Below are 17,024 nucleotides of genomic sequence, written 5' to 3'. Positions count from 1 at the left end.
CTACTCCACCTGGGGCAACAGTGATGTCGTCGTATGCGCGAGAGAGCGCTCATTCGGGACGTAAAAGGAAATTTCGGTGCCCGGCTCAAGACGGTGAATATGCAGTCCGTCGCCGTAAAGCAGCTTGACCCGGTGATGCACGTTCAGCAGGCCGATTTTATTCCCGGGCATTTCGTTAGACTCCACGCGCTCAATGACTTTTGGATCAATCCCGTGGCCGGTATCGCGCACGGCAATACGCACGCGGTTGCCGCTTTCGGTGACGCTGATGGTGACGACGCCTTTGCCTTTACAGGGCTGAATACCGTGAACAATCGCATTTTCGACCAGCGGCTGGATAAGCAGGCTCGGGATCACGCAGTTGACCTCTTCATCAATATCGTAAATGACCGTGAGCTTGTCGCCAAAGCGCGCCTGCTCAATCGCGATGTAGTCCTTGATCTGATACAGCTCTTTTTTGATGTCGATCTGCTCGTCATCTTTCAGCTCGATGTTGTAGCGCAGATAGCGCGACAGGTTGAAAATCAGCTGGCGCGCGGTGTCCGGATTAAGACGAATGGACGAGGAGATAGCGTTCAGCGCGTTAAACAGGAAATGGGGATTGATTTTACTCTGCAGCGCGCGCAGCTCTGCCTTATTTGCCATCTCACGCAGCTGTTCCGCCCGCGAAACCTCAAGCTGGGTGGAGATAATCTGCGACAGGCCAATCGCCATCTCCTGCAGGGAGGAGGTGATCTGATGCGCGTGACAGTAATAAATTTTCAGGGTGCCCGTCACGACGCCTTTCTCCCACAGCGGGATCACCAGCATCGAGTGGATCTCCGGCGTTCGGTGGGCTTCATCATTGTTTTTAATAATGATTTTACCGTAGTTAATCGCCTGCCTGGTGGTCGGGCTAATGGTGTCATCGTTGTCGCGATAGTTGTGTTCCCCGACACCAACGTAGGCCAGCACGTGGTCAATATTGGTGATGGCGACGGCGTCAGCATGGATGTCGTGGCGGATAATTTCGCAGACCTGACGCAACGATTCCGCGTTAACGTGGCGGAAAAGCGGCAGCGTTTTGTTGGCGATATCCAGCGCCAGCTTGGCCTGACGGGCGGCGCTGGCCTCTTTTTCCCCTTCTACGCTTTGCACCAGCAGCACGATAAAACCGATGCACACGCTGCCCAGGATCATCGGGATACCGATTTTCGAGACGATATCCAGCCCCAGCGCGGTGGTGGGGGCCCAGACGACGACCAGGATCATGGTCAGCGTTTCGCACACCATGCCTGCGACGATCCCGGCGCGCCAGCGCTGTTTTTTCGGGATTTTGCGGCTGATCCAGCCGGAAAGCACCCCGGCGATAATGCTGGTGATAAAGCACGGCACCGCCGTTACGCCACCGATATCAATCAGGTAGCGGTGCGTCCCCGCAATCAGGCCGGTGATGACGCCCACCCACGGACCAAACAAAATCCCGCCGGACATGACGGCGATTATGCGCACGTTTACCAACGAACCCTCTACCGGCACGCCGGACCAGGTGCTGAACAGGGCGAACAGCGAAAAGATAGCGGTAACGGCCAGCAGCTCTTTTGGCGAGTGGGCTGATTTGTGCAACAGCTCGCGAAACAGGCGAATGCGAATGAGGAAGAACAGGCAAATCAGCATTAATGCCGCGCGGTCAAAAACCGCCAGCAGCATAGTGAATATTTCGTGCACGAGTAGACCTGGGATAACGGGAAAGAACCATGATAAAAAACCTGGCGCGTATTGACCAGCTATCCGTCAGGTTTATCAAATGAGGAAAAACCATAATTTACAAAGGGGATTATCTGGCGGTGACCGATGCGTCCTGTTTATTCCATGCCCGCGCACCGTCAGGTAACTGGTTTGATATCATCATGTTAAATAACAGCTATCAGAAAGCCGATCCTGAAACAGAGGCTTCCGCTTTTAGGCGCAGCCGGGTTCCTGTTTTCAGACGATCGCTTTTTTTTCATTTCCCTCTCGACAGCATGATTTTTTTCAGGTTATTTTCTAAACATGCCACATCGGTGGCAGCGTCGCTCGGACGGTCCGGGCGCTAACGTTAATCTGAGGAATCTATGGCTGAATTCAGTCCTGAACGCCGTTTTACGCGTATCGATCGTCTCCCCCCTTATGTTTTCAATATCACTGCTGAGCTGAAAATGGCTGCGCGTCGGCGCGGCGAAGATATCATTGATTTCAGCATGGGTAACCCTGACGGCCCAACGCCACCGCATATCGTTGAGAAGCTCTGCACGGTTGCCCAGCGCCCGGATACGCACGGCTACTCAACCTCTCGCGGTATTCCCAGGTTACGTCGCGCGATCTCGCGCTGGTATCAGGATCGCTATCAGGTTGATATCGATCCGGAAAGTGAAGCGATTGTCACCATCGGCTCGAAAGAGGGGCTGGCACACCTGATGCTTGCCACGCTGGATCATGGCGATACGGTGCTGGTGCCTAATCCAAGCTACCCGATCCATATCTACGGCGCGGTGATTGCCGGGGCGCAGGTTCGCTCCGTGCCGCTGGTGGAAGGTGTCGATTTCTTTAACGAGCTGGAACGTGCGATTCGCGAAAGCTATCCGAAACCGAAGATGATGATCCTCGGTTTCCCGTCGAACCCTACGGCCCAGTGCGTGGAGCTTGATTTCTTCGAGAAAGTTGTCGCGCTGGCCAAGCGTTATGACGTGCTGGTGGTTCACGATTTAGCCTATGCTGACATCGTCTATGACGGCTGGAAAGCCCCGTCGATTATGCAGGTCCCGGGCGCGCGTGACGTGGCGGTAGAGTTCTTTACCCTGTCGAAAAGCTACAACATGGCGGGCTGGCGTATTGGCTTTATGGTCGGTAACAAAACGCTGGTGAATGCACTGGCGCGCATTAAGAGTTATCACGACTACGGTACCTTCACGCCGCTGCAGGTCGCGGCTATCGCTGCCCTGGAAGGCGACCAGCAGTGCGTTCACGAGATTGCCGCCCAGTATAAGCGCCGTCGCGACGTGCTGGTAAAAGGGCTGCATGAAGCGGGCTGGATGGTGGAAATGCCGAAAGCGTCCATGTACGTCTGGGCGAAAATTCCGGAGCCGTACGCGGCGATGGGATCGCTGGAGTTTGCCAAAAAACTGCTGCAGGATGCGAAGGTGTGTGTGTCACCGGGCATTGGCTTTGGTGATTACGGCGACACCCATGTGCGATTTGCCCTGATTGAAAACAGCGACCGTATTCGTCAGGCGGTGAGGGGCATCAAGAGTATGTTCCGGGCCGACGGTCTTCTCACCTCAAAGAGCGTCGCAGAACACCCCGCGTCGTCATGACATAAAAAAACAGGAGCCGATGGCTCCTGTTTTTTTGACTGCATGTTCTTCACTAGATCATCAGGGCAAAGGTTCCGGCCCAGACTAAAACAATCACCGAAATGCCCATAAAGAAATATTTCACGTTTCATCGCTCCGCGTATCTTGTGGTACGCATTTAAAAACAGAGTCCACCTGATTATAGAGAACTGAAATCCGGTCAAAACGGAAATGAGAATTTTCCCGTTACGCCGTTAACTCCAGCTCAGAATTCTGTGCTTTCCTGTTGCCAGACGGCGCTAATGTACGCCTAAAAATGAGGGGTGACAAGAGGCATTTTTTTAAATAATTTCCGTCACTTACGAGTGTCGTGGAACGGCGACAGTTTGATTTCGCTTCGCAATAAATTCACTTTGGGCGACGCAATCAAAGACGGTTTTTCAGCGGCAAGACAGGTGATTGAAAAGGTTAGTTTCTTAGCGAAACTAACCTTCCTGGAAGACTTAAATATAGAGAGAGGCTTCGCCAAGAGGGCGGGTTTTGAAACGGCGATGCATCCACAGATACTGCTCTGGGGCACGCATGATTTCAGTTTCGATAACTTTATTGATAAACGCTGCGGCTTCGCACTCGTTTTCCGGGTAGTTAGCCATTTCAGGCGAGATGTGCAGACGATAGCCTGACTTATCTGCTTTTCTCACCATCGTCACGGTCAGCATGGAGGCGCCAGACAGACGCGAAATGACAAAGGTGCCGTTAGTCGTCGCAACGTCTTTCACCGCAAAGAAGGGCGCAAAGCTGCTGCCTTTACGTCCATAATCCTGATCGGGTGCAAACCAGACGGCTTCACCTTTCTTCAGCGCTCCAACCATACCGCGCAGGTTGTTACGGCTGATCATCGCCTTATTGGAACGCATGCGGCCTCGCGTCTGCACCCACTCCATCAGCGCACTGTTGTGCGGTCTGTAGGTTGCCATCATTGGCTGACAAAGCCCCATCACGCGGCCGCCCAACTCCAGCGACATAAAGTGAACGCCAACGACCATCACGCCGCGTTTTTGCATCTGCGCGCGCTTAAGGTTATCCAGGCCTTCCACGTCAAACCACTTGCGGACACGCTCATCCGGCCAGAACCAGGCCATGCCGGTTTCAAGCAGCGCCATGCCGATAGACTTGAAGTTTTCAGCGATGAGTTTCTCGCGCTCTTCAGCGTTGTACTGAGGAAAGCAAAGCTCAAGATTTTTACGCGCGATGGATTCGCGACGTTTCAGGAAAACGCGGGAAGCGCTGCCCAGTTTAGATCCCAGCAAACGCAGAACAGGGTACGGAAGTTGAACCAGCAGCCAGAGTACGCCAAGACCAAACCATGTAAACCAGTAACGCGGGTGCAAAAATGCGCGTTTGAAATTGGATTGAGACAAAATAGAGAAACCTATGTAGAGCCGGTGAAAGTAACGCATAGTGCGATACCACGTGCCTATTAGACCGTAGTACAAGGTCATGGTTGCAGGCTTTACCGATCTTTACGGCGTTACCTGGCCATAGCTGACATTGGGTGGGCGGCATAATGTAACACCGTTATACGATATGTGCTATTACTCGTTTTTGATTAAAAAAGCGGCAGTTTGGAAGGTGTTTGATTTTACAGATTTTATAATCAATCGATGCAAGACCAGGCCGTCTACATGAGTTGGGCAGGTAGATCATCTTCTGATGAAGGCGTGAACGGGCAAAAAGAGCAGCGTGCTTATTCGTGACAGATTACTCACTTAAGAAATTTATTTATCACGTCCAAATTAGTGAATGAGAAAATTCCTTGTGAAAATTCTCATGTATTATTTACGCAATCAATAATTCAGTTTGTTTTCATTATTTATGAAAATCTTATTTTTATCGGTCTGCAATAATATGCTGCAGGCCGTTCATGATATTTGGTATTGGCTTCTTGATGTAAATCAATATTAAGCGTTTTCCCTGGCGTCTATCTGCCTGTAATCATTTTTTCGATACAAATATTCGGTTTGCATAACAAAAGCAGCGTCTTTTTCTGGGGTTGTAGGGTAATTCGCCATAATGTTTAGTAGAAAATTCTTAAGAAATTTCTTATTACGGATAAAAGATCTGTGTATTTGATTTTATGTCGATCATTATTCTAATATTGCGCATCAAGAACCATGCCGTGAAGTTGGCGTAGCAAAACAAAGAGGGATGATGAGATGGCTGACAGTTTTCAGAACGAGGTGCCTAAGGCACGTATTAACCTGAAGCTTGACCTGCATACGGGCGGGGCAAGCAAGAAAATGGAATTACCACTGAAATTACTGGTTGCTGGTGATTTCAGTAATGGGCAGGAGTCTGCTTCAATATCTGAGCGTGAAAAAGTTAACATCACGAAAAATAATTTTGATAGCGTTCTTTCTGAATATTCCCCAAAACTTAATCTAACCGTTAAAAATACGCTGGCTGATGATGGTGGTGAGGATGCTATTCAGCTGACTTTCCAGAGCATGAAAGATTTCACGCCAGAGCAGGTGGCTGCTCAGATACCGCAGCTCAAGGCGATGCTGGCAATGCGCAACTTGCTTCGCGATCTGAAGGCCAACCTGTTGGATAACCAGACTTTCCGAAAAGAGCTGGAAAAAATCGTTCTGGACCAGTCGCTTAGTGCTGAGCTGCGAAATGAACTCTCTGCACTGGCATCAAAAAAACCTTAACCATCACGCTGTTTTAACGGATTAATCAAGGAATGCTCATGTCTGTACAAAATAATATTGCTGGCGGTGAAAGCGTGGTGCTGGAACGCCCTACTGCGGGTGGTGTTTACGCCTCTCTGTTTGAGAAAATCAATCTGAGTCCTGTCTCCGAGTTGAGCGCGTTAGACATCTGGCAGGATGCGCAGGCGATGTCAGATGCGACCGCTGATGAACGTCTGACTGCCGGTATGCAGGTCTTTCTGGAGTGTCTGACCAAAGCGGGCGCGAAGGTCGAAAAACTGGATAAAAGCCTGATTGATCACCATATCGCTGAGCTCGATTATCAAATCAGCCGCCAGCTGGACGCGGTTATGCACCATGACGAGTTTCAGGCGGTTGAAAGCCTGTGGCGCGGTGTGAAGTCGCTGGTTGATAAAACAGATTTTCGCCAGAACGTGAAAATTGAGCTGTTGAGCATGTCCAAAGAAGACCTGCGCCAGGACTTTGAAGACAGCCCGGAAATCATCCAGAGTGGTCTGTATAAACACGCCTACATTGATGAATATGATACCCCAGGCGGCGAACCAATTGCGGCGCTGATCTCCGCTTACGAGTTTGATGCTTCAGCGCAGGATGTCGCCCTGCTGCGTAACATCTCTAAAGTCTCCGCTGCTGCGCATATGCCGTTTATCGGCTCTGCAGGCCCGAAATTCTTCCTTAAAGAGTCCATGGAAGACGTTGCGGCGATTAAAGATATTGGTAACTATTTTGACCGCGCAGAGTACATCAAGTGGAAATCGTTCCGCGATACTGACGACGCTCGCTACATCGGCCTGGTCATGCCGCGTGTACTGGGACGTTTACCGTATGGCCCGGATACCGTTCCGGTTCGCAGCTTCAACTATGTCGAAGAAGTCAAAGGTCCGGATCACGACAAATACCTGTGGACCAACGCCTCGTTTGCTTTCGCGTCTAACATGGTGCGCAGCTTTATCAACAATGGCTGGTGTGTACAAATCCGTGGCCCGCAGGCGGGTGGTGCGGTTCAGGATCTGCCTATCCATCTGTACGATCTCGGTACCGGCAATCAGGTAAAAATCCCGAGCGAAGTGATGATCCCTGAAACCCGCGAATTCGAATTCGCGAATCTGGGCTTCATTCCTTTGTCCTACTACAAAAACCGCGACTACGCCTGCTTCTTCTCGGCTAACTCTACTCAGAAACCTGCTCTGTATGACACCGCAGATGCGACGGCTAACAGCCGCATCAACGCCCGTCTTCCGTATATCTTCCTGCTTTCGCGTATCGCCCACTACCTGAAGCTGATTCAGCGCGAGAACATCGGTACTACCAAGGATCGCCGGCTGCTGGAGCTTGAGCTGAACACGTGGGTTCGCAGTCTGGTGACCGAAATGACCGATCCGGGCGACGAACTGCAGGCGTCTCATCCACTGCGTGATGCGAAAGTGGTGGTGGAAGACATTGAGGATAATCCGGGCTTCTTCCGCGTGAAACTGTACGCGATCCCGCACTTCCAGGTGGAAGGTATGGACGTCAATCTGTCGCTGGTTTCCCAGATGCCGAAAGCGAAATCGTAAGAACAGGCAGGAAGCCGATGAAAACGGAACAACCGCTATGGGGCAGGGGCATTATGGTCTCTCCCCAGCATTTTCAGCAACAGGTCGCGTATGCGGCCTGGTCTGCCGAATGTATTGCCCGGCTGGGCCTCTCCTGTCCGTGGGGGGTGATCAATGCCACCTTCGAACCGGAAGCTCTCAGGCTTGGACGTCTGCAGGCACGTCATCTGCATGTCCGTTTTCAGGACGGCACGCTGATTGATACAGACAATGCCGATACTCTGCCTCCGGTGCTGTCGCTTGAAAGCGAATCGCAGGTGGTGGAGGTGGTGCTGGCGCTCCCGCTACTGCGGGCGAACGGCGGCAACTGCCTGAAGCCCGATGAGGTAGCCGAGCGTCCGGTGCGATACCGGCAGCGCTGGCGGGATGTACGCAATACCTTTGGGGAAGATACCCGCCAGATTGCTGTGATACAGCCGGAACTGACGCTGCGTTTTGCCCATCAGAACAACAGCGACTATCTGACCTGCCCGGTCGCCCGACTGCAGCAAGACTCGCAGGGGACATGGCAATTAGATGAGACGTTTCTCCCTCCGCTGTTGGCCCTCCAGGGAAGCCGTTGGCTGGTTACCCAACTGGAACAACTGATGACCCAACTGCGTGCTCGCCTGTGCCGTCTCATGGCAATGCGGCGTGAAAGCAACGAGCGTATGGCTGATTTTGCCGTGGCTGATGTATCCCTGTTCTGGCTGCTCAACGCGCTGAACAGCGCTGAGCCCGTGCTGGGTCAGTTCCAGCGTAACCTGCAAAGCCCGCCGGAACGTCTGTATCCGGAACTTTCTCGTCTTGCAGGGAGCCTGCTGACCTTCTCTCTGGAGCATCAGGTGAATGCCATACCGGCATGGCACCACGAGCAACTTAATGCGGTGTTTCCACCGCTGTTTGATTTGCTTGGCGATCTGCTTGAAGCCAGCCTGCCGTCCCGCGTGGTGGCCCTGTCACTCGACTATGACCCACGGCTGCACTTCTGGCAGGCTCGCCTGCACGACCCGCGTCTGCGCGAAGGGGCTGATTACTATCTTTCTGTTCGCTCGCCGATCCCGGTGGCGCAGCTGCAGGAACAGTTCCCGCGTCAGTGTAAGGTGGGCAGTCCTGACCACGTGCGGGGGATCGTCAACTCTTCCCGCGTGGGCGTGCCGTTGACGCCGTTGCGCCATGTACCAGCCGCCATTCCGCTGCGCCTGGAAAATCAGTATTTCAGTCTCGATCTCTCCCATCCTCTTGCGACTGAGATGCTCCAGAGTGGGACGTGCATGTTTTACGTCCCAGGCATGCTTGGCGAGCCTGAACTTGAACTCTTTGCGGTACTGAGAACATGAGTGAACGTAAACACGGCGCTGCCGTGTCTGTTGATATTGACGCCCTGCTGCAGGATACCTGGCTTCAGGTCATTAGCCTTCGCCATGGCCCGCAGTTTCAGGAAGGTGAAGGTCGGGTCTTGTGGGAGCGGTGTATCGCTGATGTGGAGCGCGTTCAGCGCGAACTGAAAGCGAGTGAACTCGATGAAGCCAGCTGTGAGCATATCCTCACTGCACAATGTGCATTGCTTGATGAGGCGGTCAAAGGGCGCGGTGTGGAGGATGACGCCTGTGTGCAGTGGTATGACATTCCCCTGCAGGGACACTTCCTCGGCACGATGGACGCCGGCGACACCCTGTGTGACAGGATGCGCGATGTGCTGCGCGAACCTGCACCAGACATTGCCGTACTGACCTGCTTCCAGCGGGTAATGATGCTTGGATTCCTGGGCGACTATCGCGCGCTGAACGATCCTGAACGGCAGAAGCTGATCGGCGCGCTCAGTGAACATGTCGCGCCGTTCAGTTATCCGCAGACCCATCCTGTTCTGGCAGAAAGCCTTGCAGGGCGGGGAATGGGCGGATGGTTTGCATCGTGGCCCGCACGTATTGGACTAAGCGTGATTGTTATTGCCGCGCTCTGGTGGGGACTTGATCGCTGGCTCGATCAGATGCTGCTGACCCTGCTGCCGGGAGCCGTAAAATGAGTCCTGCACAACAGCGCGGGCTTGCGCTGTGGGCCGCCCTGCTGAGTGCAGTGGTCTGTCTGGCTTTTCTGCCGGTATCCCGGCTGGCTTCAGTGCTCGTTCTGCTGGCGATGCTCGGGGTTATCTTCGTGTTCTGGTATATCACCCGACCTCGCGCGGAGCATGACGTCACCCTGCTTCTGGATGACCTTCCTGAAGCCACTTACCGTCAGCCCGTGGTGCTGGTTTGTGGCGATCTGCCGCTGACCTGGCCGCAACAGTCACCGGTGCTGATCGCCACGCAGGGATGCTGGATCCGCGTTGAGGACCATCAGGATCTGGAGCAGGTTGCCCGTCAGATACTGTGGCAGCGCCCGGATTGGGGCCGTCAGCTGTCGGTGATGGTCAGTGTCTGCCCGCAGAAACATGTCGACAGCGAAGCCCTGACAAGTCGTCTGCTGGCTCTGCGCTGGCAAATCAGCCAGCTGCGTAAAGAAACGGGTCATTCTGTGCCATTGATTCTGAATGGTCAGATCGGCAGCGCGATGGCGGATGACATGCTCTGGCAGGCTGCTATTCCGGGTGAAGAGAGGAGCGTCTGGCGTGAGTCTAATGCGCCTTGTTCGATCGCCGCGTGGGTCAACACCGGCGGTGCGCCCGTGATGCAGCAGCAGGTGCTGATGAACAGCCTGATGAGCTGGTTCCATCAGCATGTCCAGGCGGTATTTATCGATGAGAATCCTGATGTTCCGACCATCGCACCTGCAGCGGTGCTGTGGGGAATGGGGCCGATTCTTGCCGGGAGCCTCGCCTCTTCGGCCTGGACGGCGTGGTTGTCGCGTCACACCGCTATGCGGCAGGTGGCTGGTTGGCATCCCGTAGGGACGGACAGTACGGTGATCTCACCCTTCCCGGATTTCATCCTGCCGCTGTTACCGGAGGGACGCGGGCTTACGCCACGAGCTCGCACCCAGCGCTGTGCCCTTGGTCTTTTCACCCTGGCGGCCATCACCGCGCTGCTCAGCAGTGGCTGGAACAATCGCCAGCTGCTGCATCGCGTCAGCTTCGATGTTGCCCGTTACGACAGCCTTTCTATGGATGATTACGGCCCGAAGGCTAGCGCCGTTGAGATCCTCAGGGAGGATGCGGCGCAGCTGGATAGCTATGCACGCAACGGTATACCGACCCGGCTGGGTCTGGGGCTTTATCAGGGGGAACGTCTACGGATGCCGGTGTTGGAAGCGATTCGTTCGTACGTGCCGCCACCTCCACCACCTAAACCGCAGCCGACCCCAAAACCGGTACCGAAAATTGTGAGGCTCGACAGCATGTCGCTGTTCGATTCCGGCAAGTTCGTGCTGAAAGCGGGCTCCACCAAAATGCTGGTCAATTCCCTGGTGGGGGTTAAGGCCAAACCGGGCTGGCTGATTGTCGTGTCCGGTCATACCGATAACACCGGCACTCCGCAACTGAACCAGACGCTGTCTCTGAAACGTGCTGAAGCGGTACGCAACTGGATGCGAGACACCGGCGACGTGCCGGAAAGCTGTTTTGCGGTGCAGGGCTATGGCGAAAGCCGTCCGATCGCAACTAACGACACCCCGGAAGGCCGTGCGCTCAACCGACGTGTCGAAATCAGTCTGGTACCGCAGGCGAATGCCTGTCTGATACCCGGCAAACCCTCAGCGTCATCGCAGGATGATGGCGCTTCACTACACAATGGAGAGTAATTCCATGGCAATTCCTGTTTATCTTTGGCTGAAAGACGACGGCGGCGCGGACATTAAAGGTTCGGTGGACGTTCAGGATCGTGAAGGCAGCATCGAAGTTGTCGCTCAGGAACATAACCTGTACATCCCGACCGACAACAACACCGGTAAGCTGACCGGTACCCGTATCCACACTCCGTTCCTGTTCACCAAGGAAATCGACTCGTCCAGCCCTTACCTGTACAAGGCTGTGACCACCGGTCAGACCCTCAAGTCTGCGGAATTCAAGTGGTACAAAATCAACGACGCGGGCCAGGAAGTGGAGTACTTCAACACCAAACTGGAAAACGTGAAGGTGGTGAAAGTGAATCCTGAGATGTATGACGTCAAGGATCCTTCCAAGGAGAAGCACAACCACCTCGAGCGCATTGAACTGCGTTACGAAAAAATCACCTGGACCTACAAAGACGGCAACATCATTCATTCCGATTCCTGGAACGAACGCGCCACCGCGTAAGTTGCAAGCGGGCAGATTTCTCTGTCCGCTTTTCTCTTTGCTGAACGTCTGCAGCAGCGGGCGCTGAGCAAAGAAAACATCAAATCCCGGAAACAGACCTTATGGGCCTCGGTAACGGCCAGGGGCGGTAGCGTGCCTGACAGGTCCTCAACAGTGAGTAAAACCAACATGGAAAACCCGGCAATCCTCCTTCGACGTCTTAATCCATACTGTGCTCGAGCGCTGGAAGGTGCAGCTTCGCTCTGCCAGACCCGCGCGCATGCAGAAATTCTGCCTGAGCACTGGCTGCTGAAGCTGCTGGAGCAGGGGGAAGGTGACCTGACGGTGTTGGCGCGTCGCTACGAATGGGATATGGACAGCATCTGGCAGGATTTGCTCGGCTGGCTAGACAGACAACCTCGGTCTGTTCGCCATCGGCCTCAGCTGTCTGAGGACATCCAGACTCTGATGCAGCAAGCCTGGCTACTCGCTTCACTTAACGAAGAAGAGCTGATTCGCAGTGTCCATCTGCTGATGGCGCTGGTGGAAAAACCGAAACTGGCACGTTGTGACGGCCTCTGGCCGTTGTTAACCCTTGGTCAGAGTCAGCTGGAACGCCTGCGACCTTTGCTGGATGCGCAATCGGACGAGCGACTGGAAATGCAGCGCGAAGCTGAACTGACGCAGCGCCACGGTGGTGAGGTGGAATTTGTCGGGCGCCCGGCTGGAGTAGAAATGGAAGAGGGGGAACTGAGCCCGGCGCTGCAGAACGCGCTGGATAAATTCACCCTTGATGTCACCGCCAAAGCGAAAGAGGGCATGATTGACCCGGTGTTCGGCCGTGATACTGAAATCCGCCAGATGGTGGATATCCTCTCCCGTCGCCGCAAAAACAACCCGATCCTGGTCGGCGAGCCGGGCGTGGGGAAAACTGCACTGGTTGAAGGCCTGGCGTTGCGTATAGCCGAGGGTAATGTGCCGGAATCCCTTAAAACGGTTATCCTGCGTACCCTTGACCTGGGCCTGCTGCAGGCTGGCGCGGGCGTGAAAGGTGAGTTCGAACAGCGCCTGAAAAACGTCATTGATGCGGTGCAGCAATCGCCTGTACCTGTCCTGCTTTTTATTGATGAAGCGCACACCATCATCGGCGCAGGTAACCAGGCGGGTGGAGCAGATGCTGCCAACCTGCTGAAACCCGCGTTGGCGCGTGGCGAACTGCGTACTATTGCGGCCACCACCTGGTCTGAATACAAACAATACTTCGAGCGCGACGCCGCGCTTGAGCGCCGTTTCCAGATGGTCAAAGTGGATGAGCCGGACGATGACACCGCCTGCCTGATGCTCCGTGGCCTGAAATCCCGCTATGCCGAACACCATAATGTGCATATTACCGACGATGCGGTGCGCGCGGCTGTTACGCTTTCCCGCCGCTATCTTACGGGCCGCCAGCTGCCGGACAAGGCAGTTGACCTGCTCGACACCGCCGCAGCGCGCGTCCGCATGAGCCTCGACACCGTGCCGGAACCGCTGACCTGCATTCGCTCGCAGATTACCTCTCTTGAAATGGAGAAGCAGGCGCTGCTGGAAGATATTGCTGTCGGTAATAAGAACCATGGTGAACGCCTGACCGTCATTGAACAGGAAGAGAACGATCTTATTGTTGCTCTCGACGAGCTTGAAACCCAGTACGGTCAGGAGATGAAACTCACCGGGCAGCTACGCGAAAGCCGTCGGGATATTTCACGCCAGCGTGAGACTCACAGGCTGCAACAGGAGCTTAACGAGATGCAGCACAGCAACCCGCTGCTCTCCCTGGATGTGGATGTCCGCACCGTTGCCAACGTGATTGCCGACTGGACAGGCGTGCCGTTGTCATCACTGATGAAGGACGAGCAGACCGAACTGCTGACTCTGGAAAATGAAATCGGTAAACGTGTGGTTGGGCAGGGTGTGGCGCTTGAGGCTATCGCCCGGCGCCTTCGTGCGGCAAAAACGGGCCTTACGTCCGAGAACGGTCCGCAGGGCGTATTCCTGCTGGTAGGGCCGAGCGGCGTGGGGAAAACCGAAACAGCGCTTGCGCTGGCCGATGTCATGTACGGCGGCGAGAAGTCACTCATTACGATTAACCTCTCTGAATACCAGGAGCCGCACACGGTTTCCCAGCTGAAAGGGTCACCTCCGGGCTACGTCGGCTACGGCCAGGGCGGGATCCTCACCGAAGCGGTGCGTAAGCGACCGTACAGCGTGGTGCTGCTGGATGAAGTGGAAAAGGCGCACCGCGACGTGATGAACCTCTTCTATCAGGTTTTCGACCGCGGATTTATGCGCGACGGCGAAGGGCGCGAAATCGACTTTCGCAATACCGTCATCCTGATGACTTCCAATCTCGGAAGCGACCACCTGATGCAGCTGCTGGATGAAAACCCGGAAGCCACCGAAGCAGACCTACACGAACGGCTGCGTCCGATCCTGCGTGATCACTTCCAGCCCGCGCTGCTGGCCCGCTTCCAGACCGTGATTTACCGTCCTCTGGCGGAAGCGGCTATGCGCACCATCGTTGAGATGAAACTCGCACAGGTCAGCAAGCGACTGAACCGTCACTACGGTCTGACCACGCAGATAGATGAGAGCCTGTATGACGCTCTCACTTCTGCCTGCCTGCTGCCGGATACGGGGGCGCGTAACGTTGACAGTCTGCTGAATCAACAAATTCTGCCGGTGCTGAGTCAGCAATTGCTCACCCACATGGCCGCAAAACAGAAACCAGCATCGTTACGCCTTGGCTGGGACGATGAAGAAGGGATCGGACTGGAATTTGACTGGAATCAGGGGGTAACGTATGAGCACTAATCCTCCGATCAGATACAGCCACAACCACCACCTGCTCGTGGTGAAAGGCTGTGATGCCGAACCCGATGTGCTGGCTTTTGTTGGCGACGAAGCCCTGAGCCGACCATTCAGCTACCGTGTTGAGTTCACCAGCCGCGACCACGGCATCAGCAAAGAGATGATGCTGATGAAGCCCGGCTCGCTGACGCTGCAGGCCCTGGTTGACCAGGGTTACGGCATCAAAATCCAGCAGCCGCTGCGGGTGATTCAGGGGGTGGTGACCGGTTTTGAACGCCTGGGCACCTCAAAAGATGAAACCCATTACGCCCTGACGCTCCGGCCCCGTCTGGCGCTGCTTGACCGTTCGCACCAGAACGCCATTTACCAGGACATGACGGTCCCGCAAATTGTGGAAAAAATCCTGCGCGAGCGTCACGGCATGCGCGGTCAGGATTTTCTGTTCTCGCTCATAAAAGAGTATCCGCGCCGTGAGCAGGTGATGCAGTACGGCGAGGACGATCTGCACTTCATCACCCGCCTGCTGGGCGAAGTGGGCATCTGGTTTCGCTTCACCACCGACACGCGCCTGAACATCGACGTGGTGGAGTTTTACGACAGCCAGCAGGGGTACGAGAAAGGCCTGACGCTGCCGTCGGTGCCGCCGTCCGGCCAGCATTCACAGGGTGTGGACTCGGTGTGGGGAATGGAAAGCCATCACAGCGTGGTGCAGAAGCAGGTCAGCACCCGCGACTACAACTACCGTCAGGCCACAGAGGATATGAATACTCTGGTTGACGCCACCCGGGGGGACGCGACCACGTACGGGGAAGCGTACCACTATGCCGACAATTATCTGACGCCGGGCAGCGCGTATGACCTCAATCCGGCGCCCGAGTCCGGTGCGTTTTATGCCCGCATCCGGCATGAGCGTTACCTGAATGGCCAGACGCAGACCCGGGGTGTCACCAGTTGCCCGACCCTTTCTCCGGGTCAGGTGCTCAAAGTCACCGGCGGATATGAAGTGACTGACGTGTTTGCTCAGGGTGTGGTCATCACCGCGATGCACAGCCATGCGCGCCGTGATGAAGACTTTGGCGTCAACTTCAACGGCATCCCGGACAGCACCGATTTTGGTTTCCGCCCGGAACCTGGCTCACGCCCGGTGATGGCCGGGACGCTGCCGGCCCGCGTCACCAGCACCACCGAAAATGACACCTATGGCCACATCGATAAGGACGGTCGTTACCGCGTCAATATGCTGTTTGACCGTGATAGCTGGGAAACCGGGTTCGAGAGCCTGTGGGTCCGCCAGTCCCGCCCGTATGCAGGTGACACTTACGGCCTGCACCTGCCGCTGCTGGCGGGCACCGAAGTGGCGATTGGCTTTGAAGACGGCAACCCGGACAGGCCGTACATCTCCGGCGTGCTGCACGACTCGGCCCACGGCGACCACGTCACCATCCGCAACTACAAACGTAACGTCCTGCGCACCCCGGCGAACAACAAAATCCGCCTCGACGACGAGCGCGGGAAGGAGCATATCAAGGTTAGCACCGAGTACGGCGGCAAGAGCCAGCTCAATCTCGGGCATCTGGTGGATGCTGAAAAGCAGCAGCGCGGGGAGGGCTTTGAGCTCAGGACGGACAGCTGGGGCGCCATCCGGGCGCAGAAAGGGATGTTCATCAGCGCTGATGGCCAGACTAAAGCACAGGGTCAGGTGCTGGAGATGCAGCCAGCGGTCAGCAATCTGGGTGATGCCCGGGAGCAGATGACGTCCCTCTCCGATGATGCGCAGAAGGCGACCGCGAACCCGGCCGATCTGCAGGCGCAAATCAAACTGCTGGAACAGCAGCTGACAGACCTCAAAAAATCAGTGCTGCTGGTCAGCGCGCCGGATGGAATGGCGCTGACCAGCGGACAACATCTGCAGGTATCAGCCGGGCAGAACCTGATAGCCACTGCCGGTAAAAATGCCGACGTCAGCGTGGTGAAAAATCTGTTCGTCGGGGTGGGTAATGCCCTGAGCGTGTTTGTTCGCAAGATGGGGATCAAGCTCATCGCGAACCAGGGGCCGGTGCAGGTACAGGCGCAGAACGACCTGATGGAATTGCTGGCACGTAAAGAAATCAGCATTGTTAGCACGGAGGATGAAATCCATCTTACTGCGAAGAAAAAAGTCACGATCAACGGGGGCGGAAGTTATATCACGCTTGATGCCAATGGCATTGAGTCTGCCACTCAGGGGGAGTACCGGACCAAAGCCGGGCATTACGGGCGAAAAGATAGGGCCAATGAGCCAAAAGACTTCCCGAATGTGGCACCTGAAACGACCGAACCTTCCAGTAACTTCAGCTTTTCCTGACAA

At 55.2% G+C, this 17,024-nt stretch carries 12 protein-coding genes; 9 read left to right on the top strand and 3 right to left on the bottom strand.

The features are described 5' to 3' along the window. Complete coding sequence (locus tag AC2TE5_RS16110) at positions 1-1,707, bottom strand: sensor histidine kinase (protein ID WP_121425231.1); 1,707 nt, start codon at positions 1,705-1,707, stop codon at positions 1-3. Positions 1,708-2,093: 386 nt separating this feature from the next. Between AC2TE5_RS16110 and alaC the strand changes: the two genes are divergently transcribed. Continuing rightward, positions 2,094-3,332 carry an alanine transaminase gene (gene alaC, locus AC2TE5_RS16105; protein WP_213328123.1) on the top strand — a complete coding sequence of 413 codons (1,239 nt, stop codon included), beginning with the start codon at positions 2,094-2,096 and terminating at the stop codon, positions 3,330-3,332. Between the two features lie 52 nt (positions 3,333-3,384). Here the strand turns inward: alaC and ypdK are convergent, their stop codons facing one another. Both ypdK and lpxP read right to left on the bottom strand, forming a co-directional pair. Beyond that, on the bottom strand, positions 3,385-3,456 hold the full coding sequence (gene ypdK / locus AC2TE5_RS16100) for a membrane protein YpdK (protein WP_099458937.1): 72 nt from the start codon (positions 3,454-3,456) through the stop codon (positions 3,385-3,387). A gap of 358 nt (positions 3,457-3,814) precedes the next feature. Beyond that, on the bottom strand, positions 3,815-4,771 hold the full coding sequence (lpxP, locus tag AC2TE5_RS16095; RefSeq protein WP_213328124.1) for a kdo(2)-lipid IV(A) palmitoleoyltransferase: 957 nt from the start codon (positions 4,769-4,771) through the stop codon (positions 3,815-3,817). Between the two features lie 756 nt (positions 4,772-5,527). Here lpxP and tssB point away from each other — a divergent pair. The 8 genes from tssB (at position 5,528) to AC2TE5_RS16055 (ending at position 17,021) form a co-directional block, all read left to right on the top strand. After that, positions 5,528-6,025: a type VI secretion system contractile sheath small subunit gene (gene tssB, locus AC2TE5_RS16090; protein ID WP_311391966.1), complete on the top strand. Its 498-nt coding sequence runs from the start codon at positions 5,528-5,530 to the stop codon at positions 6,023-6,025. Between the two features lie 32 nt (positions 6,026-6,057). After that, positions 6,058-7,602: a type VI secretion system contractile sheath large subunit gene (tssC, locus tag AC2TE5_RS16085; RefSeq protein ID WP_484612005.1), complete on the top strand. Its 1,545-nt coding sequence runs from the start codon at positions 6,058-6,060 to the stop codon at positions 7,600-7,602. 17 nt (positions 7,603-7,619) lie between these two features. Then, positions 7,620-8,960 (top strand): type VI secretion system baseplate subunit TssK, encoded by a 1,341-nt coding sequence (gene tssK / locus AC2TE5_RS16080; RefSeq protein ID WP_484612004.1) that lies wholly within the window; start codon positions 7,620-7,622, stop codon positions 8,958-8,960. Next, positions 8,957-9,646 carry a type VI secretion system protein TssL, short form gene (gene tssL / locus AC2TE5_RS16075; RefSeq protein ID WP_484612003.1) on the top strand — a complete coding sequence of 230 codons (690 nt, stop codon included), beginning with the start codon at positions 8,957-8,959 and terminating at the stop codon, positions 9,644-9,646. Before tssK ends, tssL begins: the two co-directional genes overlap by 4 nt. Continuing rightward, on the top strand, positions 9,643-11,355 hold the full coding sequence (locus AC2TE5_RS16070; RefSeq protein ID WP_484612002.1) for an OmpA family protein: 1,713 nt from the start codon (positions 9,643-9,645) through the stop codon (positions 11,353-11,355). Before tssL ends, AC2TE5_RS16070 begins: the two co-directional genes overlap by 4 nt. 4 nt (positions 11,356-11,359) lie before the next feature. Next, positions 11,360-11,851 (top strand): type VI secretion system effector Hcp, encoded by a 492-nt coding sequence (hcp, locus tag AC2TE5_RS16065; protein WP_484612001.1) that lies wholly within the window; start codon positions 11,360-11,362, stop codon positions 11,849-11,851. A 168-nt stretch (positions 11,852-12,019) separates the two neighbouring features. Then, positions 12,020-14,680, top strand: a complete 2,661-nt coding sequence (gene tssH / locus AC2TE5_RS16060; RefSeq protein ID WP_484613352.1) for a type VI secretion system ATPase TssH — start codon at positions 12,020-12,022, stop codon at positions 14,678-14,680. Then, positions 14,670-17,021 (top strand): type VI secretion system Vgr family protein, encoded by a 2,352-nt coding sequence (locus tag AC2TE5_RS16055; RefSeq protein ID WP_484612000.1) that lies wholly within the window; start codon positions 14,670-14,672, stop codon positions 17,019-17,021. The genes tssH and AC2TE5_RS16055 overlap by 11 nt, the downstream gene beginning before the upstream one ends. Positions 17,022-17,024 lie beyond the last annotated feature (3 nt).

The sequence above is a fragment of the Enterobacter sp. N5-15 genome (genome assembly GCF_057221635.1).
Note: the sequence above shows the minus strand (reverse complement) of the source record. Positions and strands in the feature narration are given on the sequence as shown.